Below are 22,516 nucleotides of genomic sequence, written 5' to 3' on the forward strand. Positions count from 1 at the left end.
CCTCGGCCCTGCCTAGGGCGCCGCCGGCAGCAGGAAGCGCGCAATCACCGGCAGATGATCGGAGATGCGCAGCGTATCGTCCTGGCGCACCCTCGCTTCCACCCGTTTGATCTTCGGGCTGTAAAACAGATAGTCGACCGTGCGATCCGGGCCATTCAGGCCGGGGTCGTTGGGGTAGTGGGTCAGCCACTGCGCACGGTCGATGCCGCTGGCTTCGTTGTTGGTCGGGATCATCGGGTACTTGTCCCACAGCAGATGCAGTTCGCTGTCGGCGGAGTAGGGCGTGCGCTGCTCGGCAGGCAGGCGGCGGAACTGGCCGAGCGGCAGCAGATTGAAATCGCCACCGATCAACCATGGCAGGCCCTGACTTTCGTACTTGTCGAGCACTTTGGCCACGGCGCTCACTTGCGCCTGCAACGTGTCATCGGGCTGGCTGGCACGCTCCAGATGGGTATTGAAAACGGTCAGTTGCCCACCATCGCTCAGGGGCAGTTTGGTCGCGAGCAGGGCGTCTTTTGGCTGGAATTGACGGCTGATGAAATTGGCCGCAGCAACCGGCAATTGCAGGCGTTCGGCGTGTTCGATGCGATAGCGGCTCAGGGTTGCCAGTTGCCGGCCGACGCTGCCGAAAATGTGTCGATCAGGGACGAAATCGGCTTTCCAGTCGAATGCGCTGGCGCTGCACGGGTACAGGTCGGCGACGCGTTCCTGCAACAGTTTTAGCTGGTTCTGATAGTCGCTGGCCTTGGCGCCGTCATCGAGCTCCTGCAACAGCACCACATCGGGCTGCTCGTCGCGGATCACCCGCGCCACTTCGTCGAGGCTGAAGGCCATGTCTTCCTGTGTCGGCGCTTCATCGTTGCCCTGGGCCAGATCATTCCAGAACACGTAACGCTTGCCGGCCAGATACTGCACGTTCCAGGTCATGACTTTCAGCGCCTGGCCCGGCACCAGCGTCGGTGGCGTTCCCGTGCAACTGACTGGCAGGGTTTCGCGGGCGTCCGGGCGCCAGGTCAGGCTGAAGATCAGCGCGCCAATCAGCACAAGGGCGAGCACAGAAAGAAACAGGGTGTAGCGCAGTAGACGGGTCATGGCTCGGCTTATAGCGTTACAGAAAGTGGCCCGAGCATACCTGACGGCCGTCTCGAAGCCCAAGCGCAGTGCTGTCAGACCACTCTGTCGCGTTTGTCAGGCAATTCGCTGATCAGCATGAACAGGCGGAACAACACCACGCTGGTGAACAGTTGCAGGAAGCTGTGAGCACTGTCGATCAGTACGGCAATCAGCGGATTCTGCGGCTCGGGGTACACCGCCAATGTCGCGCCTTTGAGCAACCACAGTGGCGTCATCACACAGAGAATGCACAGCAGGATCCGCCAGAAGTGTCCACGGGTCAGGCGCAGGCTTTCTTTCATCGCCTGCAAAGGCCCCATGCCGCGCAGCACCAACAGGTATTCGCCGAACGCGAGCATGACCATCAGCATCAGGCCTGGCAGGAAATACAGCGACAGGCCCAACAGAATCAGCAAGGTATTGAGCGCCGTGAGCAACGCGAAGCGCGGCCACAGAGTGGCGGCCATTGCCAGCAGGTCACGGTTGCGCGGCGCTTCGCCACGGCTGCGCGCATCGAGGAACAGGATCAGCGCTGCGGTGTACAGCGGATACACCAGCAGACCGACGACGATACTGATGGCCGAGATATTTTCCGGCCCGCTGGCGCGATCGACCACTTGTTGTAAAAACGCTTCGAAAATCACCAGCGGCAGGCACAACCGTACGATGCTGCCCAAATGGCGTTTGAAAAAATACAGAGAGTCGCGCAGCACTTCGAGGGCATTCATCAGTCGGTATCGCAGGTCGAAAACAGTGGCTCACTTTAACCGATGATGGCTGGCGCGACACAAACGTAAACATTCGGTAAAGGTCATTGAAACGTTTTGTCACCGTCTCCATTACAGGAGAGCACCTCGGCCAACGTGGACGAGGGCAATGTTATCCCCGGCAATCTACGAGGTCGCCATGAACAGCGAAGAGCAAACCCTGATCGATGGACTGTTTTCCCGGCTGCAACAGGCCGAAACGGAGGCAGCCCCGCGCGATGCCCAGGCTGAGGCGCGGATCAAGGAACACCTGACCCGCCAGCCAGCGGCAGGTTATTTCATGACCCAGGCGATTCTGGTGCAAGAGGCGGCGCTCAAAAGCCTTGATGAGCAGAACAAGCAACTGACTCAACAGGTCCAGCAGTTGCAGGCTGAACTGCAATCGGCCAAAGCGCAGAGTGCCGCACCGGCGCCGAGCGGTGGTGGCGGTTTCCTGTCGAGCATTTTTGGTGGCAGCCCGCGTCCGGCGCCGACCCAGAGCGCCGCCCCGGCGTCCACTGGCGGTTGGCGTGAGCCGGCACCGCAGCAGAACTTCGGTGCTCCTGCGCCACAACAGAACTTCGGCGCAGCGCCGCCTAACTATGCGCAGCAAGCCGCTCCGGCGGCCGGCAGCAGCTTCCTCGGCGGCGCCTTGAAAACCGCCGCCGGTGTGGCCGGTGGCGTGATGCTGGCGCAGGGCATCAGCAGCTTGTTCCATCACAATCAGCAACCGGAAGAAATCGTTGAAGTGATCAAGGAAGAGCCGGCGCAGGTCGCCGACCAGAGCAGCAACGGCTGGGGCGATGATCAGCGTGTGGCCGATAACGGCTTCTCAGGCAATGACCAGGGCGGCTTCACCGACACCGACTACGGCAACGACAATTCCTCGTTCTTTGATGACGACGATTCCTTCGTCTGACTCACCATTCGTCCGGAGCCCTTGAGGGCTCCGGGCCGATTATTCGCGGAACCCTCCTGATGGCTGGCATACTGAGCGCCTTTTTCGGGCCTGGCGCCTGATCCCGCTTCGTGCGCTTGCGCGCCCACAGGAACTCCGGTGAAAAAAATCGCAGTGTTCGCCGACGTGCAGAACCTCTACTACACCGTACGTCAGGCCTATGGTTGTCACTTCAACTACGCCGCATTGTGGGCAGACATCAGCAAGGACGGACAGATCGTCGAGGCCTACGCCTACGCGATCGACCGTGGCGACAGCAAGCAGCAGCAGTTCCAGCAGATCCTGCGCAACCTCGGCTTCACCGTGAAACTCAAACCCTACATCCAGCGCAGCGACGGCTCGGCCAAGGGCGACTGGGACGTGGGCATCACCCTCGACATCATGGACGCCGCCGACCACGTCGACGAAATTGTCCTGGCCTCCGGTGACGGCGATTTCGACATGCTGCTCGAACGCATTATCAGCAAACACGGCGTGCAAGCGGTCGCCTACGGCGTGCCCGGCCTGACCGCCAACTCGCTGATCCGCGCCGCCAGCCGTTACGTGCCGATCGAAGGCGCGCTGCTGCTGAAAAATTGAGCGGCTACTGAAGAATTGATTTGTACGGAGTTGAACCCGGTTTGGAACGCATTGCAGTCATCGACTTTGAAACCACCGGCCTGTCGCCGAACAGCAGCTGCCGCGCCACGGAAATCGCCGTGGTCATGCTGGAGAACGGCCGCATCGTCGAGCGTTACCAGAGCCTGATGAACGCCGGCGTCCGCGTTCCGGCGTTTATCGAGCAACTGACCGGCATCAGCAACGCCATGCTGCGCACCGCGCCGCCGGCGGAGCGGGTGATGGAAGAGGTCAATGAGTTTGTCGGCTGCACGCCGCTGGTAGCGCACAACGCATCCTTCGACCAGAAGTTCTGGGACTTTGAACTGGGGCGGATCAAGCGCACGCGGTTGCAGAACTTTGCCTGTTCGTTGCTGCTGGCCCGGCGTCTGATGCCGGCGGCGCCGAACCACAAGCTCGGTACGCTCACCACGTTTGCGCGTTTGCCGCACACAGGCCAGGCTCACCGGGCCATGGCCGATGCCGAGATGGCGGCCAATCTGATGGCGCATCTGGCTGATGAGTTGCGGCACAAGCACGGCGTCAGCGAGCTATCGCATGACCTGCTGTGCAAGTTGCAGAAAGTCCCCGCCGCCAAAGTCAGCGAGCACCTGCAGCGCTATCGCTGATCCCAAGCCCAACACAGACCCCCTGTAGGAGTGAGCCTGCTCGCGATGACGGTGTGTCAGTCAACATTCGTTTCGACTGACGCGCCGCTATCGCGAGCAGGCTCACTCCTACAGGGAGGAATCATCATCCTCAGGATTTGCCGTTGCCTTCGATCTGGCTGAGTGGCACGCGCTTTTCGATGGCGCTCGACAGCACAATCGAGGTCTTGCTGAAACCAAACTTCGCCACGCGATTGATCAACTCCTCCAGCTCCGTCATCGATCCCACCGCAGCCTTCATCATCACGCACGGATCACCTGTCACTCGAAAGCATTCGGTCAGTTGCGGGATTTTCACCAGTTCGTCGTAAACCTTCTGACTGCCGTTCTGGTGCAGGCGCAATTCGATCATGCACTGGATCGGCAGGCCGATTTTCGACAGGTCGATTTTCGCTTCATATCCGGTGATCACTCCGGCTGCCTCGAGCTTGGCCACGCGCTCGGCAACTGCCGGGGCGGAGAGGTTAACTTTGCGCGCCAGATCGGCGTAGGACGCACGGCCGTTTTCCAACAGGGCGCTGAGCAGCATGCGGTCGTATTTATCCAAGGCCGGACTCCTGAAAATGCCAGACTTTCGAAATCACGGCTTAAGCCGTCGATCTCCGTTCTTTCCAAAGTGTACCGGCGCTATAAACAGGTTTTGTAACTTATTTTTAGTCGTGGGCCTTTCTAGAATAATCCATCCCCTGCCCAGACTTTCGAGCTGCCCATGCCTGCCTTGCGCCGTTTTTCCTTGCCGCTGATCGCCGCGTTTTTTGCGTTGTATGTGATTTGGGGATCGACCTATCTGGTGATCCGCATTGGCGTCGAATACTGGCCACCGCTGATGCTTGGTGGTGTGCGCTTTGTGATCGCGGGTATGTTGATGTATGCCTTTCTGCGCTGGCGCGGAGCACCGGCGCCGACCTGGGCGCAGTGGAAAGCGGCGGGGATCATCGGGATTTTGCTGTTGAGTTTTGGTAATGGCGCGGTGAGTGTGGCTGAGCACACCGGTGTGGCCTCCGGCGTGGCGGCGTTGGCGGTGGCAACGGTGCCATTGTTCACCTTGCTCTGTGGATATTTCTGGGGCGCGCGCAATACCCGTCTGGAGTGGGCCGGGGTGGCGTTGGGGATTATCGGTATCGCCATGCTCAACATGGGTTCCAACCTGCAATCGAGTCCGCTGGGCGCGGCGTTGCTGATTTTCGCAGCGGCGACCTGGGCGTTCGGTTCGGTATGGAGCAAGCATCTGCCATTGCCGCAGGGGGCGATGGCCAGTGCGGTGGAAATGCTCGTTGGCGGTGTGGTGCTGCTGATTGGTAGCGCCGTCAGTGGTGAACACCTGCAAGCTGTGCCGCCGATTGAAGGCTGGCTGGCGCTGGCGTACCTGATCTTCTTCGGCTCGATCATCGCCTTCAACTCTTATATGTACCTGCTCAAGCACGTGCGTCCGGCGGCGGCGACCAGTTATGCCTACGTCAACCCGGCGGTGGCGGTGTTGCTGGGGATCGTGTTCGTTGGCGAAACCATCGGCATCGAAGAAGCGCTGGCGATGCTGGTGATCATCAGCGCCGTAGTGTTGATTGGCTTGCCACAGTGGCGCCGGCCAGCACAGCCGCCAGTCGTGGCGCCGACAGCCGTTCCCACAGAAACGCGTACGAATTAGGGTAAACTGCGCGGCATTGCATGCCTGCGTCATTTTTTCCTACGGTACTTCCATGACTTTCGCCACCCTTGGCCTGATCGAACCCTTGCTGCGCTCCCTCGAGAAGCTCGGCTACCAGACCCCGACGCCGGTTCAGGCGCAAGCCATTCCGGCCGTGCTGGCCGGTCGTGACCTGATGGCAGCGGCGCAGACCGGCACCGGCAAAACCGCCGGTTTCGCCTTGCCGCTGCTGCAGTTGCTGGCCATGGAAGGGCCGAAAGTCGCCGCCAATTCGGTGCGCGCGCTGATTCTGGTGCCGACCCGTGAGCTGGCCGAACAAGTCCACGAAGCCGTGCGCCAGTACGCCGAAAACCTGCCGTTGCGCACGTACGCGGTGTACGGCGGCGTCAGCATCAACCCGCAAATGATGAAGCTGCGCGGCGGCGTCGATCTGCTGGTGGCGACGCCGGGCCGTCTGCTCGACCTGTTCCGCCAGAAGGCGCTGAAATTCAATCAGCTGCAAACCCTGGTGCTCGACGAAGCCGATCGCATGCTCGATCTGGGCTTCTCCGAAGAACTGTCGAACATCTACCGCGCACTGCCGAAGAAACGTCAGACGCTGCTGTTCTCCGCGACCTTCTCCGATGACATCCGCCTGCTGGCCGGGCAGATGCTCGACGATCCGCTGACCGTCGAGGTCAGCCCGCGCAACGTGGCTGCCAACACGGTCAAGCAGTGGATCGTGACGGTGGACAAGAAGCGCAAGGCTGAGCTGTTCGTGCACTTGATGCGCAAGAACAAGTGGAAGCAGGTGCTGGTGTTCGCCAAGACCCGCAACGGTGTGGATGCGCTGGTGGAAAAACTTCAGGGCCTTGGTGTGAATGCTGACGGTATCCATGGTGATAAACCGCAGGCAACCCGTCAGCGAGCGCTGGATCGTTTCAAGCTCAGTGAAGTGCAGATTCTGGTTGCGACTGATGTAGCGGCGCGGGGGCTGGATATCGAAGATCTGCCGTTGGTGATCAACTTCGATCTGCCGATCGTGGCTGAGGATTACATTCACCGTATTGGCCGTACCGGCCGTGCTGGCGCAACCGGTGAGGCGATTTCGCTGGTGTGTGCGGATGAAGTGAACATGTTGTCGGCGATTGAAATGCTGACACGGCAGACCTTGAAGCGTCAGAACGAGCCGGATTTCGAACCTGAGCACCGCGTGCCGGACACCGACGCCAGCGGTCAGGTGATCAAGAAGCCGAAAAAACCGAAGAAGCCGAAAGCTTCGGGTGGTGGTGGCAAGCGCAATCTGGGTAAGTGGGTCGATAGCGGCGAGACGCAGGCGCCGGAGCCTTCGGTCAAGCCTGTGCGTAAAGTGCCGGTGTTTAACACTGGACCGCGCAAGCGTAAGCCTTAAGGTCAAAAGCCCCTCACCCTAACCCTCTCCCCAAGGGAGAGGGGACTGATTGGGGGATGCTCGCGAAGTACGCCGACTTGATCCTATGGCTGTGAATCCATAATCGACAAAGCTTTCGCCTGACACCTAGGTCGTCTGACCAAATCCATAATCGACTCGGTGTTTCAGGTCGATGTATGGCGCCAGACACCTCGGTCGGTTGACCAAATCGATAATCGACTCGGTGGTTCAGGTCGATGTATGGCGTCAGACACCTCACCCCAGCCCTCTCCTTCTGGGAGAGGGCTGGGGTGAGGGTTCAGGCAGACGCCTCGGACTTGAACCACTGCACAATCCCCAACCCTGCCGCCCGCCCGCTGGCAAAACACCCCGTCAGCAAATACCCGCCCGTCGGTGCTTCCCAATCCAGCATCTCCCCCGCGCAGAACACCCCCGGCAACGCCTTGAGCATCAAACGCTCATCCATCGCCTCGAACGTCACGCCACCAGCGCTGCTGATCGCTTCGTCCAGCGGACGGGTTTTCACCAAGGTCAGCGGCAACGCCTTGATCGCCCGGGCCAATAGCGCCGGATCGGCGAAAGTCGCAGCATCGGTCAGCTCACGCAGCAATGCCGCTTTCACCCCATCAATCCCGACCTGACTGTGCAAATGCTTGGCCATCGAACGCGAACCGCGAGGCTTGCTCAACGCTGCCTGCAATTTATCCACAGGCCGGCCGGGCAGCAGATCGATGTGAACGGTCGCTGCGCCGTACTGATTGATCGCCTCACGAATCGGCGCCGACAGCGCATAAATCAGACTGCCCTCGATCCCTGTAGCGGTGATTACACATTCGCCCAAGCGCGGTAGATCATCGTTCAAACCAATGGCGATATTTTTCAGCGGTGCGCCGGCGAATTTGCTGACCATCAACTCGCTCCAAGCCTGCACCTCGAAGCCACAATTACTTGGCTGCAACGGCGCCAGTCCTACACCGCGTTGCTCCAGCGGCAGCATCCAGGCACCGTCGGAACCGAGGCGCGACCAACTGCCGCCGCCGAGGGCGAGCAGGGTGGCGTCGGGTTTGACGGTGATTTCACCTTCCGGGCTGTCGATGCGCAGCGCGCCGTGTTCATCCCAGCCGAGCCAGCGATGGCGGGTGTGGATAACTACGCCGCTGTCGCGTAAGCGTTTGAGCCAGGCGCGCAGCAGCGGCGCGGCTTTCATGTCGGTGGGGAATACGCGGCCGGAGCTGCCGACAAAGGTCTCGATGCCCAGATCGTGAATCCATGTGCACAACGCATCGGCGTCGAAGCCGCGCAGCAGCGGGGCGATTTGTGGCGCGCGTTCGGCGTAGCGCGAGAGAAACGCCGGGTACGCTTCAGAGTGGGTGATGTTCATGCCGCCGACGCCGGCCAGCAGAAACTTGCGTCCCACCGAGGGCATGCCGTCGTAGAGATCGACGCGGATTCCGGCCTGGCTCAGTACTTCAGCGGCCATCAGGCCGGCGGGGCCACCGCCAATGATGGCGACGTGAGCGGGGGAGGAGGCGGAAGTCTGGGTCATGGCATGCGCTGCGGTATGGCGGGATAAGGCGCGCATTCTAACAGCGCGGATCTCTTGTAGGAGTGAGCCTGCTCGCGATAGCGGTGTGTCAGCCAAATTAATGTTGAAGGTGCTGACGCATCGCGAGCAGGCTCACTCCTACAGGGATTTGAGGTGGCCTTGAGTTGTTGGTTGAAAAGTGATCAGTGCTCTGTAGGCCCTGTCGGATATGGCCTGTAGTCCCTTTCACTCAGGTTATCCACAGGCGGTTCCACAGCGATTGTGGGTAACGCAGCACAACTCAATGACAACCGTGTGACTGCCAGACCCGTTGCGCGCTGTGATGCAGGATGCCGTGGCGGCGGGCGAGGGCGTGGCGATCCTTGCTGTAGCCGCCGCCAATCACGCCCATCACCGGAATATCGCGGCCCAGGCAATGGCGCATCACGCTTTCATCACGGGCGGCGACGCCTGCGTCGGTCAGTTGCAGATAACCGAGGGCATCGTCCTTGTGCACATCGACGCCGGCGTCGTATAGCACCAGATCCGGTTGATACAGCGGCAGCAAATAGCTGAGCGTGTCATCGACCACCTTCAAATAATCGCCATCGCCCATGCCTTTGGGCAGCGGAATATCCCAGTCACTTTCCGCCTTGCGTGCAGGAAAATTCTTCTCGCAGTGCAGGGAAACGGTAATCGCCTCCGGCGTGTCATGCAGGATTCGCGCGGTGCCATCGCCCTGATGCACATCGCAATCGAAGATCAGCACGCGATTCACGCGACCGCTTTGCAGCAGGTAATGGCTGATGATCGCCAGGTCATTGAAAATGCAGAAGCCCGCCGGGTAATCGTAATGCGCATGATGGGTGCCGCCGGCCAAGTGGCAGGCGAGGCCATGCTCAAGGGCTTTTTCCGCCGCCAGTATCGAACCGCCGACGGCCCGCACCGTACGCCTTGCCAACGCTTCGTTCCAAGGCAGGCCGAGGCGCCGCTGGTCTTCGCGGGACAACTCGCCGCTCATGTAGCGTTCGATATACGCACGGTCATGGGCGAGGGCGAGGATGTCGTTGGGGCAGATCTCCGGGCGCAGCAGGTCGGCATCGCGGGTCAGACCGCTGTCGACCAGGTGATCGCGCAGCAGGCGAAACTTGTCCATCGGGAAGCGGTGATCCGCCGGAAACTCAGGGCTGTAGTCTTCGTGGTAGATCAGCGGCAGTGGCATGGCTAATTCATGTAGGAACGTAGGAAAGAGTGAAGGATCCTACCAGCGATGTAGACTTGCGGCATGGAAACGGAGGGGCACGATGGAGCCGATACTGGAACTTGAAAGCGCGCGCTTGCTGATGCGTCAGTGGCAGGACGAGGATTTGCCGGCATTTGCCGCGATGTGCGCCGATCCTCAAGTGATGCGTTATTTTCCGGCCCCGTTGAGCCGACTGGAAAGCGCTTCAATGATCGGCCGCGTGCGCGGGCATTTTGCCGAGCACGGTTTTGGCTTGTGGGCGCTGGAGCGCAAGGACAGCGGCGAATTTATCGGTTTCACCGGGCTCGGCGTGGTCGGGTTCGACACGCCGTTCACCCCGGCGGTGGAAATTGGCTGGCGCCTGGCCAAGGAACATTGGGGCCTCGGTTATGCCAGCGAAGCGGCATGGACCGCTCTACGCTGCGGCTTTGATCGCTTGGCCTTGAAGGAAATCGTCTCCTTCACCGCGCAATCCAATCTGCCGTCGGAGAAAGTCATGCAGGCGATCGGCATGCATCACGCCCCGGACGATGATTTCGATCACCCCAAGCTTGCCGCCGATCATCCGTTGCGCCGGCATGTGCTCTACCGCATCACCCGCGAACAATGGCTGCAAACCTTGCATGGATAAGCCGACACGGACGTTTACAATGGCCGCCATATCATTGGCCCGCGCCAGAATCTGAATCGGCCGCCGCAGCCAAGACTGCGCGGCATAGCTTTGTGTGAGGAGAGTCTGAATGAGCCAAGTGTTGGAAGATCTGGTTGACCTGCTGACCCTGGAACCGATCGAAGAAAACCTGTTCCGTGGCCGCAGCCAGGATCTGGGTTTCCGTCAGTTGTTCGGTGGCCAGGTGCTCGGCCAGTCGCTGTCGGCGGCCAGTCAGACCGTTGAAGAGGCGCGCCATGTGCATTCGATGCACGGTTATTTCCTGCGTCCGGGCGATGCCAAGTTGCCGGTGGTCTACTCGGTTGATCGCGTGCGCGATGGCGGCAGCTTCAGCACTCGTCGGGTCACGGCGATCCAGAAGGGTCATCCGATCTTCACCTGCAGCGCTTCGTTTCAGTATGACGAAGCAGGCTTCGAGCACCAGAGCCAGATGCCGGTGGTGGTCGGCCCGGAAAACCTGCCGTCGGAGCTGGAATTGACCCAGCAACGCGCGCACCTGATCCCGGAACACATGCGTGAAAAACTGCTGTGCCCGAAGCCGATCGAAGTGCGCCCGGTCACCGAAAAAGACCCGTACAACCCGCAACCGGCGGATCCGGTGAAGTACGTGTGGTTCCGTGCTGACGGTGCGTTGGCCGACATTCCGGCCCTGCACAAATACCTGTTGGCCTACGCCTCGGACTTCGGCTTGCTGACCACGTCGATGCTGCCCCACGGCAAATCGGTCTGGCAGAAAGACATGCAGGTCGCCAGCCTCGATCACGCGCTGTGGTTCCACAACGATCTGCGCGCCGATGACTGGTTGCTCTATGCGATGGACAGCCCGTGGGCCGGCAATTCCCGTGGTTTCTCCCGTGGCAGCGTGTACAACCGCGCCGGGCAATTGGTGGCTTCGGTGACGCAGGAAGGCTTGATCCGCCATCGCAAGGATTGGGCATGAGCCTGAAGGATGTGAAGCACTGGGTGTTCGACATGGACGGTACGCTGACCGTCGCCGTACATGATTTTGCAGCGATTCGCGTGGCGCTGGCGATTCCGCCGCAGGACGACATCCTCACTCATCTTGCGGCATTGCCGGCGGATGAGGCAGCAGCGAAACATGCCTGGTTGTTGGAGCACGAGCGCGATCTGGCGCTGGGTTCGACCCCGGCCAACGGGGCGGTAGAGCTGGTGCGTGATCTGCACGCACGCGGTTATCGCCTCGGCATTCTGACCCGCAATGCGCGGGAATTGGCACATGTGACGCTGGAGGCCATTGGTTTGGCTGACTGTTTTGCGGTGGACGATGTGTTGGGCCGTGATGAAGCACCGCCGAAGCCGCATCCGGGTGGTTTGCTGAAACTGGCAGACGCTTGGGACGTGCCGGCGAGTGAGCTGGTGATGGTCGGTGATTACCGCTTTGATCTGGATTGCGGCCGCGCGGCGGGCGCACGGACAGTGCTGGTGAATCTGCCGGAAAACCCGTGGCCGGAGCTGACCGATTGGCATGCGAAGGATTGTGTCGAGTTGCGGCGGATGCTGCTGGCCTGAAATCTTGGCTGCTTTAGCGGGCCTCATCGCGAGCAGGCTCACTCCTACAATTGAATGCGTTCCCCTGTAGGAGTGAGCCTGCTCGCGATGGCGTCAGATCAATCAGCACAAAACTTATTCGAACAACGCCTTCTGCCCCTCCGGCGAGGTCAGCATTCCATCTCCGTTATGCCCAACCCCGGGCACTTCAACCAACCGCTGATTCACCCCTTCCGGATGGCGACGCAGCAAATAGCCGAAGTAAAACTTGCCACGCTCCAGGCGATACGCCCCTTGCGCTTCGGCTTCACAACGCTTGTCCAACGCCGGATGGTTAGGATCGGTGTCCTGCTGCCCAAGCAGATAAATCACCTCGCGTTTGACGTAACCGCTCTCAAGCTGCAACGGCGTTTGCCCACCGGCGTACACCGGCATGTCTGACAGACCGTACTTCCAGCGATTGAAACCCGCGCACTTGGCGTGATCGAACGCCACCGGCCGTTGCTCATTGAAATACGCATAGGACGACGGATTGGCCACCACATAACGCAAGCGAATGCCGTTGGCCTTCAGCGCTGGCTGATCCTTGGCGAGCAGGGCATAACGCTGCACCACTTGACCGCCACCGGAATGACCGAAAATCACGATCTGCTTCACGTCCGGAAACTGTTTGCGGTCGCTGATCCGCGCGACGATCTCATCGAGCGCCGCATAGGAACTCAACGGATTCGGTCCTGTGGATAACCCGCCGCCCATCCACTCGTTGCCTTGCCAGCGCAGCAGCGTGGTGGGGAGCGAGTACAGCGCGACATCGCTTTCATTGAGGAACTGCGGCGCAATCACCAGCGTGTGGGGACTTTGTCCCGCCAGCTCGGCCGCGCTCTCGGCGCTTTTGCGATAGGTCTCGGCGTTGCGCAACCGGCCATGAATGACGATCAGCACACGCTCGATCTTCTCCGGCGCAGGACCAATGCCTACCGCCATTTCCCCGGCCTTGAGTTGCAAACGACCGGGGCTGATCGCATCGACACCTGCGGCGTGCGCGGTGCTGCCAACCATCAGTAACGCTAAAAGCCATTTATGCATTTACAGGTTTTTCGCCGCGAAGGTGTCGCACTGGCCGACCTGGCCCTGTGCGAATCCGGTTTTGAACCAGCGCACCCTTTGCGCCGACGTACCGTGGGTAAACGAGTCCGGCACCACACGGCCCTGACCTTGTTGTTGCAAGCGATCATCACCGATGGCGTTGGCCGCATTCAAGGCCTCTTCGATGTCGCCCGGTTCCAGCCAGTTCAAGCGCTTCTGTGCGCTGTAGGCCCAGACGCCGGCGAGGCAGTCGGCCTGCAATTCCTGACGCACCAGCAAACCGCCTTCGCCTTCCATTTGCCGACCTTGCTGGCGGGCTGTCTGAATTTTCGCCGAGACACCGAGAAGCGTCTGCACATGGTGTCCGACTTCATGCGCGATTACGTAGGCCTGAGCGAAATCTCCGGCAGCCTTGAAGCGTTGCGACATCTCCTGGAAGAACGCCATGTCCAGATAAACCTTCTGGTCCGCCGGGCAATAGAACGGGCCAGTGGCCGAGGTCGCCAGACCGCAGGCGGAATTGACCCGGTTGCTGAACAGCACCAAGGTCGGGTCCTTATATTGCCGGCCAGCCTGCTGGAAAACCGCACCCCAGGTGTCTTCGGTGTCACCAAGGATCGAGCGGACGAATTCGGCCTGTTCATCATTGGCCGGCGGCGCCTGACGGGTTTGCGAAGTCGGCGCGGCTTGTTGCCCCGATTGCCCGGCGAGCTGACCGAGGATCTGCAGCGGATCCTGCCCGGTGATCCAGCCAATGCCGACAATCAGCAGGATGGCCCCCAGGCTCAGGCCTTTGCCGCCGCCGAAACGCATGCCGCCACCGCCGCCGGCATCATCACCACGGGCATCGACGACGTTGTCACTGCGTCGGCCTTTTTTCCATAGCATGTGGGAATCCTCTGTGTGTATCGGGTGATGATGAGTGTTGCTGCTGTGTGAGTGTGGCGCCAGTCCGGTCGTCCGTCTATTGGCCACACGCAAACAGGCCCGGCCTCGTGCTGACGAGGTCGGGCCTGTTATTGACGATCACCCGCCCTGGGAATTCAATCCCTTGGCGGGTTTCTTTCAGCAGGTCATCGATCAGCGATCAAACGCATCCCACTGCGGTGCGAAATCCGGGCTGACCTGGCGTTGATTTTTCGGCAGTGCGGCAATCAAAGCACGGTCCTCATCGTCCAGTTCGACCTTCAGTGACGCCAGGTTGGCCAGTTGATTGGTCTGGCTGCTGGCCTTGGGAATGGCCGCAACGTTGGGCTGATCGAGCAACCATTTCAGTGCGACCTGCGTCGGCAATACGCCGTGCTTTTTGGCGATCTGTTGAATCTGCGGGATGTCCGAGACCTTGTTGCGTGCCAGTGGGGTGTAGGCCGTCAGTGCCATGTCGTGTTGACGGGCGTAGTCGAGCAGGGCGTTTTGTCCGAGCAGGACGTGGTACTCGACCTGAATCGCTGACAGATCAATCCCATATTCCTCGATGACTTTGCGTAGCAGGGGCAGCGGAAAATTCGCCACGCCGATGTTGCGCGCCAGGCCCTGCTCCTTGAACGATGCCAGCGTCTTGAGGGTGCGCGGCAGATCCCAGTCGGTGGCTGGCCAGTGGATCATGAACAGATCGACGTAGTCGCTGCGCAAAGCGCTAAGGCTGCGGTCCATGGAATGGCGCATCGCGTCGGGTTGCAGCTGATCCCACCAGACCTTGGTGGTGACATGAATCTGTTCGCGCGGTGTCGGCGTATTCGCCAGTGCTTGTCCGACCGCGTCTTCGTTGTTGTAGGCCGCCGCGGTGTCGATGTGTCGATAACCCAATTCCAGCGCTTGCTCGACGGCGCGGGTGCATTCGTCGCCGAGCATCGGCCAGGTGCCGAGACCGAGTTTCGGCATGTTCAAACCTTGGGCGTTAACGATGTGCTGCATGGTCGATCTCCTGTTCGAAAGCAGTCATGCCGGCAATGTGCCGGGCGGCGATGTAGCCGAAAGTCAGTGCCGGGCCGAGGTTGATCCCGCCCGCCGGGTAGTGGCCACCCATGATGCTGGCCATGTCGCCGCCCGCTGCGTAGAGGCCGGTGATGGGGTTTTGGTTGGCATCCAGCACTTGCGCATGTGGATTGACCTTGAGGCCGGCAAACGTACCGAAGCAGCCCGGTTGGACTTTTACGGCGTAGTACGGGCCGGTATCTATTGGGGCAACGCAGGGGTTGGGAAGGTTCGCCGGATCACCCTGTTTGCGGTTGTAGGGTGTTGCGCCGCGACCGAACTGCGGGTCTTCGCCGTGACGGGCATGGCGGTTGTAGTTATCCACAGTCTGGCGCAAGCCGCTCGGGTCGATGCCGCAGGCGAGGGCCAATTCTTCAATACTGTTACCGCTTTTCAGATAGCCGCTGCGGATAAATTCTGACACTGGCAGCGGAAATGGCCGCGATATGCCGAGGCCATAACGGCGTTGAAAAGCGTGGGTGCAGATCAGCCATGAGGCGACTTCTTCACCTTCAGGCGCGGCGGCAACCATGGCGCTGACGTAGTCGAAATAGCCGTTGGCTTCGTTGACGAAACGCTGACCGTTGCTGAGCACGCCGATGATGCCGGGTTTGCCGCGCTCGATGATGTGTGGGAAATGGCCGATGCTGCCGTCGGAATGTGGCACTTGCGAAACCGGTGCCCACGCCACGGGCGAAGCCACATCGGTATTGACCCGTGCACCGACGCTTTCGCCCAGGCGCAGGCCATCGCCGTTGATGGCCTGCGGTGGCAGCGCCCAATGCTCGTGACCGGTCGGCGTGCGCGGGAACAGGGCTTTGCGCCGCTCGATGTCATTGGCAAAACCACCGGCGGCGAGTACTACGGCTTTGCGTGCATGAATGCGGATCGGGCCCTTGCGGGTGCTGACCTGCGCGCCCGAGACGCGCGAGCCATCACGCAGCAGTTCCGTTACGGGCGCCGATTCCCAGAGCAGAACGCCAAGGTCTTCGGCGGACTTCGCCAGCCTTGCCACCAGCGCCACGCCGTTGACCAGTTGCATCGCCCGGCCATGCACCGCGAAGTCGAACAAGTGCCGAGTGAATCGTCGCGTCACGTGCCACGCGGCTTTCAGCGAACGGGTCAAGTTGAGGAACGCCGACAGATCTGCGCCCGCCATGATCGGCATGCCCATGAAGGACGTTTCGCGCATGGTCGTGCGAAGTCGCTTGAGCAAGCGTCCGACCTTGCGGCCATCGTAGGGTGCGGCGATCACCGATCGACCACCGGTGCCTGCGCCCGGTGTGTCGCCATGGATGTCGGCGATCGCATTGCCGTCGGCGAATTGCAAGGCAGTGTGCTGCTCGAAAAACGCAACCATGCGTGGCCCGGCTTCCAGGAAAGCGTCGATCATCGCCGGATCGAAATGCTCGCCCAGTTCATGGCGCAAATAGGTGCGCGGTTGTTCGACGTCTTCGATGATGCCGGCGCGACGTGCCAGCGGATTGCACGGCACCCACGCCCAGCCACCCGACCACGCGGTGGCGCCACCGAACACCGAATCCTTTTCGACGACGATGACTTTCAGGCCATGCCATGCAGCGGTGACGGCTGCTGACAATCCGGCGGCGCCGGAGCCGATAATTAAGACGTCGCAGTCGATAGCGGGAAGTTCGGCAGGCATCAAACAAGGCTCCAGCATTGGTTTTTTTTGGAATTTGATTCCAGAAAGTAACCATTGCTACCATCGGCCTACAAGCCTTGATACGACAAACCGGGCGGTTATCGAACGCGCAGTTCCGGATTTCGCTTTGCGGTAGATGTCTTCTAGAATCGACGAAATTTCATTTGGATTTCCCTATGGCCGGCAGTCAAATCGAACGGGTTTTCAGCGTGCTGGAAAGCCTCACCAGTGATCCGCGCGGGCTGCCGATGCAGACGCTGGCCGAGCAATTGGACATCCCCAAGAGTGCAACGCACCGCTTGCTCGCCGAGCTGATCCGCCTGGGCTACGTGCGGCAGAATGGGGAAACCTTGCGTTATCACTTGTCGACCAAACTGGTCGCGATGGGCTTTCAATACCTGGCGAGCAGCGGCGCCGATATTGTCCAGCCCGTGCTGGATCGACTGGCGCAGGAAACCGGTGAACTGGTGCGTCTGGGCGTGATCGATGGCGAGCGGCAGACCTGGATCGCCAAGGCGCAGGGCGCGCGTACCGGCCTGCGTTACGACCCGGACATGGGCCGCGATGCGCCGCTGTTTTACACCGCGTCCGGGCACGCATGGCTGGCGTGCATGAGCGATGCCGAGGCGCTGTCGCTGGTTGAGCGTCAAGCGGCGGAAGTGCCTGTGGGGATTGGGCCGAATGCGCCGCGCTCGAATATCGAATTGCTGGAACGCCTACGTCTGGCGCGCGAGCAGGGCTATGCCTGGGTCGAGGAGAGCTCGGCAGTCGGCACTTCGGCGATTGCTGCGGTGGTGAAGCACCCGGCGGATGGACGGGTGATCGGTGTACTCAGTATTGCCGGGCCGAGCGCGCGGATGCCGGGGGCACGATTGCATGAGCTGGCGCCGTTGTTGCTGAAGTCTGCCGAGGAAATGTCAGCGGCGAGCCTGGCCTCAGAACTGTTTATCTAATCCGCCGCAAATCCTCCTACATGGATCTTCGTTTGGCGTGAAATTGTGCGGTGTTCGCACGGTTTTGGCGTTGACGGGTTTTTGATTGTGGAACTCGGTTCTAGATTGTTTGCGGAGTGTCATTCCAAGAACAATCACAAAAGGACCGCACCTTGAATTCGCCCCTTCGAATCGCCTTGATCGGTGCCGGCAACATGGGCCAGCAACATTATCGGCATCTGCAATCTCTCACCGAAGCGACGCTGTGCGCGGTGGCTGATCCCGGGCCGCAATCAGCAGGGCTTGCGGCTGAGTGGGGTGTAAGGCATTTCGCTGATCATCGTCAGATGCTCGAGCACATCAGGCCCGACGCGGTGATCGTCGCCAATCCGAATAACCAGCACGTTGCTACGGCGCTCGATTGTCTGGCGGCAGGCGTACCGGTGCTGTTGGAGAAACCGGTCGGCGTGCACCTGGATGAAGCGCGCGAGCTGGTCGCGGCGGTTAAACGCAGCGGTGTGCCAGTGCTGGTCGGCCATCACCGGCGCCACAATCCACTGATCGTGCGCGCCCATGAGCTGTTACAGCGCGGAGCGCTCGGGCGTCTGACCACGGTCACCGCGCTGTTTCAGTTGCGCAAACCGGATAGCTATTTCGAGGTCCCGTGGCGCCGTGAAGCGGGGGCGGGGATGTTGCTGACTAATCTGATTCACGATCTCGATCTGCTGCGTCACCTGTGCGGCGAAGTGCGCTCGGTACAAGCGATCACTGACAACTCAGTGCGCGGTTTCGCCAATGAAGACAGCGCGGCGGTGTTGCTGCAATTCGAAGGTGGCACATTGGGCACGTTGAGCGGGTCCGATGCGGTGGCTGCGCCGTGGAGTTGGGAACTGGATTCCGGTGAGAACCCGGTGTATCCGCGTCAGGCCGATCAGCCGTGTTATCTGCTGGCCGGGACTGCCGGCGCCTTGAGCATTCCGCAGCTCAAGCGTTGGCATTACGCCGCTGATCAGGTCGATGCCGGTTGGCATGAACCCTTGTTGATGGTCGAAGAGTCCTACAGCGGTGACGAAGCTTTGCGCTTGCAGTTACAGCATTTCGTACGCGTGGCACGGCGTGAAGTCGCGCCACTGGTGAGTGCGGCCGACGCTGCGCGCACTTTGGCGCTGATCGAAGCCATCCGCGAGGCCGCCGCCACTGGCCGCGCCTGCGCCCCTGCACTGATCGAGGCTTGAACATGAGCGAACGAATCCTGTCTCTGGCCAGCCTGACTGTGCTGGAGTTATCGCCACCGCAAATGGTCGAGGTGGCGGCACGTGCCGGATACAGCCATGTCGGTTTGCGCCTGGAACCGGCAACGCCCGAGGAGCATCACTTCCCGTTGGTCGCCGATGCTGAATTGCGCCGTCAGACGTTGCAGCGTCTGCGCGATACCGGCATCCGTGTGCTCGACGTGGAAATCCTGCGCTTGAAGCCGCAAACCATCGTTGCCGATTTCGAGAAACTTTTAACGGTCGGTGCAGAATTTGGCGCTACCGAATTGCTGGTCGCCGGTAACGATCCTGACGAGCAGCGGCTTACCGATAACTTTGCGGCGCTTTGCGATCTGGCCAGGCCTTACGGGTTGCACCCGCATCTGGAGTTCATGCCCTGGACCGATGCGCGCGACCTTGAACAAGCGCTGCGAATTGTCGAGAACGCGGATCGGGAAAACGCTGCGGTGCTGGTCGATGCCTTTCACTTTGATCGTTCGGCTTCACGGCTTGAGGATCTGCAAACGGTGTCGCCGGCGAGGCTGCGTTATGCACAATTATGTGATGTCGCGGGTCCGCGACCGTCAGACATGGCCGAGATCTTGCGTCAGGCGCGCAACGAGCGGCGGTTTCCCGGCGAGGGTGATTGTGATCTGCTCGGGCTGCTGAAAGCGCTGCCGGCTAATATCCCACTGAGTCTGGAAATTCCCACGGTTAAACTGCTGGAGCAGGGCGTGAGCGGATTGCAGCGGGCGCAGATGGCGATTGATCGAACGCGCAAGTTGTTGGCGCACCTGTAAGCGGGGCTGCGCACCTGTCGCGGGCAAGCCCGCTCCCACAGGGGGAGGCGAGACTGCCTGCGAAGCTTTTGATCTTTTACGGCACCACAAGGAAACCCGATGACTGTCAGCACTCCGCTCTCTGGTGTCAACCAACCCTTCAAGGGGATCTTGCTGATTGTCGTGGCGACCTTCCTGTTCTCCAGTCACGACGCATTGTCGAAATATCTCTCGGGTTTCTATCCGATCGTGATGGTGGTCTGGGCGCGCTATCTGGTGCACACCTTACTGATGGCGGGGATTTTTCTGCCGCAGTCCGGGTTGCGCGTCCTACGCACCAAGAAGCCGTTATGGCAGTTGACCCGAGCACTTTGCCTGCTCGGTACCAGCCTGTTTTTCACCACGGCCTTGCTGTATATCCCGCTGGCGGAAGCCACGGCGGTCAACTTTCTTGCGCCGGTATTGGTGACCGCGTTGTCGGTGCCGCTGCTCAAGGAGCGAGTGACACGCGGCCAATGGATCGCGGTGATCTGCGGCTTTATTGGCGTGCTGATCATCGTTCACCCGGGCGGTGAATTGTTCACTCCGGCGGTGTTGCTGCCGTTCTGCTCGGCGCTGTTTTTCTGCTTCTATCAACTGCTGACCCGCAAGCTCGCCGAAGTCGACAGCCCGACCACCAGCAACTTCTTCGCCGGGCTGTGCAACACATTGGTGATGAGTGCGCTGGTGCCGTTCTTCTGGCAAGTGCCGACGTTGACCCATGCCGGGTTGATGCTGGCGCTGGGCAGTTGCGGGATGACTGCGCATTTGTTTCTGACCCAAGCCTTCCGCCATGCCGCACCGGCGCTGCTGGCGCCGTTCGGTTATTGCCAGATCGTGTTTGCCGGGTTGTTGGGTTGGCTGCTGTTCAATCACACGCCGAGTCTGTTGACGATCATTGGCATTGCGGTGATCTGTTGCAGTGGACTGGCGGCAGCGTGGCAGCAGAGCCGCCGCTGAAGAGACCGCAACCCCCTGTGTAGGAGCTGACGAGTGAAACGAGGCTGCGATCTTTTGATCTTCAACATCAAGATCAAAAGATCGCAGCGTGCCGCAGCTCCTACAAGGGAGCCGGGTGTAGGCAGGTTATTCGGTGACGGTCGGGATTTTGCGCGGGGCCATGAAGTACATCCACGTCAGCGCAAGGAAATACATCGCCGGAATCAAGGTGAACAACACGGTGTAGTTGTTGTTGGTCACGGTCAGGATGTGGCCGACGATCTGGGTCATGAACATCCCGCCAATCGCTGCGCACATGCCGCCGAAACCGAACACCGTGCTCATCATGTGCTTGGGCGTGTAGTCCATCACCAGGCTCCAGATGTTCGCCGTCCACGCCTGGTGCGCACCGATGGCCAGAGAGATCGCAGCGACTGCAACCCACAGATTGGCTGAACCGGCCGCCATGACCACGCCGATGATGCAGCAGGCGAACAGCAACATCGACAGCAGCCGCGCCTTGATCGAGTTCATGCCGCGACCGATCAGGAACGAAGACAGAATCCCGCCGCCGACGCTGCCGAAGTCAGCCGTGACGTAGATGATGATCAGCGGAATACCCATCTGGGTGACGTTGATGCCCAGGTTGTATTGCTGATTGAGAAACGGTGGCAGCCAGTACAGGTAGAACCAGAACACCGGCGCGGTCAGCGCATAAGCGATGGCGAAGGCCCAAGTGCCGCGCATGCGCAGGATTCTCGAGAACGGCACGCGAGCCTGTTCCGGTTCGACTTCCTGCTGGATGTAGTCCAGTTCGGACTGTTTAACGCTCGGGTGATCTTCCGGGTTGAAGTACTTCAAACCCCAGAACAGCAACCAGATGCCGCCCAGTGCCGCCATGCACAGGAACGCCGCTTGCCAGCCCCAGACGTGCAGAACCAGTGGCAGCAGCATCGGTGTGAACATCGCGCCGACGTTGGTGCCGGCGTTGAAAATGCCGGTGGCGACCGCACGTTCGCCGGCCGGGAACCACAGGCGTGTGGTTTTCACGCAGGCCGGGTAGTTCGCCGCTTCGGTCAGACCGAGAATAAATCGGCAGACCATAAAGCCGACCGCCGATGTCGCCAGGCCGTGAGCACCGGTGGCCAGGCTCCACAGCAGCACGGCGCAGAAGAACACGCGTTTGACGCCGACCCGGTCGATCAAGCGACCTTGCAGAACGAAACCGATCGCGTAGCCGACCTGAAACCAGAAGTTGATGTTGGCGTAATCCATCGCCGTCCAGCTCATTTCCTTGGCGAGGATGGGTTGCATGACGCCGAGGGCGGCGCGGTCGATGTAGTTCAGGGTAGTGGCGAAAAACACCAGCGCCAGCATGCCCCAACGGGTTTTGCCGACAGCCATGGCGCCGCGGATCTTGTCGCCGATGCCACCCGTGGCAGTGCTCATGGCCGGAGCCATGCGGGAAGTCTGTGAAGGAATCATGTGTTCCACCCGTTTTTGGATTTGTTATTTGGTGTGCTTGTTACTTGCACGCTGCGACCGGTGGTTCAGATCCGGACTCAATGTGCGGTCGATGTTGGGCAGTGGACGAAAAATCGTCAATTCGCCAAACCGCCATTGTGTTCGATAATCGCACGCAAAACTAACCGGGTAGTACACTTTAAATTGCTGCCGCGATCGATGCAGCCAATAATTTCCCTACTATAAAAACCATCCCATGTAGGAGCTGCCGAAGGCTGCGATCTGTTGATTCTGTTTTCACGAAGAAAGATCAAACGATCGCA

Annotated in this window: 23 protein-coding genes; 12 read left to right on the plus strand and 11 right to left on the minus strand. The window is 60.3% G+C overall.

Features of this window, described 5'->3' with window-relative positions:
- Positions 1-12: 12 nt before the first annotated feature.
- On the minus strand, positions 13-1,092 hold the full coding sequence (locus PMI23_RS10470; protein ID WP_007909680.1) for an endonuclease/exonuclease/phosphatase family protein: 1,080 nt from the start codon (positions 1,090-1,092) through the stop codon (positions 13-15).
- Between the two features lie 74 nt (positions 1,093-1,166).
- On the minus strand, positions 1,167-1,841 hold the full coding sequence (locus PMI23_RS10475) for a YciC family protein (protein WP_007909682.1): 675 nt from the start codon (positions 1,839-1,841) through the stop codon (positions 1,167-1,169).
- Positions 1,842-2,019: 178 nt separating this feature from the next.
- On the opposite strand from PMI23_RS10475, the gene PMI23_RS10480 reads away from it, so the two are divergent.
- From PMI23_RS10480 to PMI23_RS10490, 3 genes are all read left to right on the plus strand, one after another.
- Complete coding sequence (locus tag PMI23_RS10480; protein WP_007909684.1) at positions 2,020-2,778, plus strand: DUF2076 domain-containing protein; 759 nt, start codon at positions 2,020-2,022, stop codon at positions 2,776-2,778.
- 138 nt (positions 2,779-2,916) lie between these two features.
- Positions 2,917-3,396, plus strand: a complete 480-nt coding sequence (locus PMI23_RS10485) for a LabA-like NYN domain-containing protein (protein WP_007949802.1) — start codon at positions 2,917-2,919, stop codon at positions 3,394-3,396.
- Between the two features lie 41 nt (positions 3,397-3,437).
- Positions 3,438-4,043 carry a 3'-5' exonuclease gene (locus PMI23_RS10490; RefSeq protein WP_007909701.1) on the plus strand — a complete coding sequence of 202 codons (606 nt, stop codon included), beginning with the start codon at positions 3,438-3,440 and terminating at the stop codon, positions 4,041-4,043.
- A 130-nt stretch (positions 4,044-4,173) separates the two neighbouring features.
- Here the strand turns inward: PMI23_RS10490 and PMI23_RS10495 are convergent, their stop codons facing one another.
- Positions 4,174-4,629: an Lrp/AsnC family transcriptional regulator gene (locus PMI23_RS10495; protein WP_007909702.1), complete on the minus strand. Its 456-nt coding sequence runs from the start codon at positions 4,627-4,629 to the stop codon at positions 4,174-4,176.
- A gap of 162 nt (positions 4,630-4,791) precedes the next feature.
- On the opposite strand from PMI23_RS10495, the gene yedA reads away from it, so the two are divergent.
- On the plus strand, positions 4,792-5,727 hold the full coding sequence (gene yedA, locus PMI23_RS10500; protein ID WP_007909703.1) for a drug/metabolite exporter YedA: 936 nt from the start codon (positions 4,792-4,794) through the stop codon (positions 5,725-5,727).
- Positions 5,728-5,779: 52 nt separating this feature from the next.
- Positions 5,780-7,117, plus strand: coding sequence for a DEAD/DEAH box helicase (locus PMI23_RS10505; protein WP_007909704.1), 1,338 nt, complete (start codon positions 5,780-5,782; stop codon positions 7,115-7,117).
- A gap of 298 nt (positions 7,118-7,415) precedes the next feature.
- On the opposite strand, the gene PMI23_RS10510 is transcribed toward PMI23_RS10505, so the two are convergent.
- Both PMI23_RS10510 and PMI23_RS10515 read right to left on the minus strand, forming a co-directional pair.
- Positions 7,416-8,663, minus strand: a complete 1,248-nt coding sequence (locus tag PMI23_RS10510; RefSeq protein ID WP_007909705.1) for a TIGR03862 family flavoprotein — start codon at positions 8,661-8,663, stop codon at positions 7,416-7,418.
- Between the two features lie 280 nt (positions 8,664-8,943).
- Positions 8,944-9,864 (minus strand): histone deacetylase family protein, encoded by a 921-nt coding sequence (locus PMI23_RS10515; RefSeq protein ID WP_007909706.1) that lies wholly within the window; start codon positions 9,862-9,864, stop codon positions 8,944-8,946.
- A gap of 82 nt (positions 9,865-9,946) precedes the next feature.
- Here PMI23_RS10515 and PMI23_RS10520 point away from each other — a divergent pair, with 82 nt between their 5' ends.
- From PMI23_RS10520 to PMI23_RS10530, 3 genes are all read left to right on the plus strand, one after another.
- The gene (locus PMI23_RS10520) at positions 9,947-10,516 is read left to right on the plus strand and encodes a GNAT family N-acetyltransferase (RefSeq protein ID WP_007909707.1); all 570 of its coding nucleotides are present in this window, start codon (positions 9,947-9,949) and stop codon (positions 10,514-10,516) included.
- A gap of 109 nt (positions 10,517-10,625) precedes the next feature.
- Positions 10,626-11,495 carry an acyl-CoA thioesterase II gene (tesB, locus tag PMI23_RS10525; RefSeq protein ID WP_003228466.1) on the plus strand — a complete coding sequence of 290 codons (870 nt, stop codon included), beginning with the start codon at positions 10,626-10,628 and terminating at the stop codon, positions 11,493-11,495.
- The gene (locus PMI23_RS10530) at positions 11,492-12,085 is read left to right on the plus strand and encodes an HAD family hydrolase (RefSeq protein WP_007909708.1); all 594 of its coding nucleotides are present in this window, start codon (positions 11,492-11,494) and stop codon (positions 12,083-12,085) included. The genes tesB and PMI23_RS10530 overlap by 4 nt, the downstream gene beginning before the upstream one ends.
- Positions 12,086-12,199: 114 nt before the next feature.
- Here PMI23_RS10530 and PMI23_RS10535 read toward each other — a convergent pair whose 3' ends face one another.
- The 4 genes from PMI23_RS10535 to PMI23_RS10550 form a co-directional block, all read right to left on the minus strand.
- Positions 12,200-13,150, minus strand: coding sequence for an alpha/beta hydrolase family protein (locus PMI23_RS10535; protein WP_042704932.1), 951 nt, complete (start codon positions 13,148-13,150; stop codon positions 12,200-12,202).
- Positions 13,151-14,038: a KPN_02809 family neutral zinc metallopeptidase gene (gene ypfJ, locus PMI23_RS10540; RefSeq protein WP_007909710.1), complete on the minus strand. Its 888-nt coding sequence runs from the start codon at positions 14,036-14,038 to the stop codon at positions 13,151-13,153. It abuts the gene before it with no gap.
- A 192-nt stretch (positions 14,039-14,230) separates the two neighbouring features.
- Complete coding sequence (locus PMI23_RS10545; protein ID WP_007909711.1) at positions 14,231-15,064, minus strand: aldo/keto reductase; 834 nt, start codon at positions 15,062-15,064, stop codon at positions 14,231-14,233.
- Positions 15,048-16,787 carry an FAD-dependent oxidoreductase gene (locus PMI23_RS10550; RefSeq protein WP_007909713.1) on the minus strand — a complete coding sequence of 580 codons (1,740 nt, stop codon included), beginning with the start codon at positions 16,785-16,787 and terminating at the stop codon, positions 15,048-15,050. Before PMI23_RS10550 ends, PMI23_RS10545 begins: the two co-directional genes overlap by 17 nt.
- 176 nt (positions 16,788-16,963) lie before the next feature.
- Between PMI23_RS10550 and PMI23_RS10555 the strand changes: the two genes are divergently transcribed.
- From PMI23_RS10555 to PMI23_RS10570, 4 genes are all read left to right on the plus strand, one after another.
- Positions 16,964-17,740: an IclR family transcriptional regulator gene (locus PMI23_RS10555; RefSeq protein ID WP_007909714.1), complete on the plus strand. Its 777-nt coding sequence runs from the start codon at positions 16,964-16,966 to the stop codon at positions 17,738-17,740.
- A 152-nt stretch (positions 17,741-17,892) separates the two neighbouring features.
- A complete protein-coding gene (locus tag PMI23_RS10560) occupies positions 17,893-18,954 on the plus strand; it encodes a Gfo/Idh/MocA family protein (protein ID WP_007909715.1) in 1,062 nt (353 codons plus the stop codon).
- Positions 18,955-18,956: 2 nt separating this feature from the next.
- Positions 18,957-19,772 (plus strand): sugar phosphate isomerase/epimerase family protein, encoded by an 816-nt coding sequence (locus PMI23_RS10565; protein WP_007909716.1) that lies wholly within the window; start codon positions 18,957-18,959, stop codon positions 19,770-19,772.
- A gap of 99 nt (positions 19,773-19,871) precedes the next feature.
- Entirely contained in the window at positions 19,872-20,750 is an 879-nt protein-coding gene (locus PMI23_RS10570) for a DMT family transporter (protein ID WP_007909717.1), read from the plus strand.
- A 126-nt stretch (positions 20,751-20,876) separates the two neighbouring features.
- On the opposite strand, the gene PMI23_RS10575 is transcribed toward PMI23_RS10570, so the two are convergent.
- Both PMI23_RS10575 and PMI23_RS29990 read right to left on the minus strand, forming a co-directional pair.
- Entirely contained in the window at positions 20,877-22,214 is a 1,338-nt protein-coding gene (locus PMI23_RS10575; protein ID WP_007909718.1) for an MFS transporter, read from the minus strand.
- 116 nt (positions 22,215-22,330) lie between these two features.
- Positions 22,331-22,516, minus strand: a 186-nt coding sequence (locus PMI23_RS29990) for a hypothetical protein (protein WP_238539530.1), incomplete at its 5' end; no start/stop codon positions are given.

Origin of the sequence: Pseudomonas sp. GM24 (genome assembly GCF_000282235.1) — a bacterium.
GTDB lineage: Bacteria > Pseudomonadota > Gammaproteobacteria > Pseudomonadales > Pseudomonadaceae > Aquipseudomonas.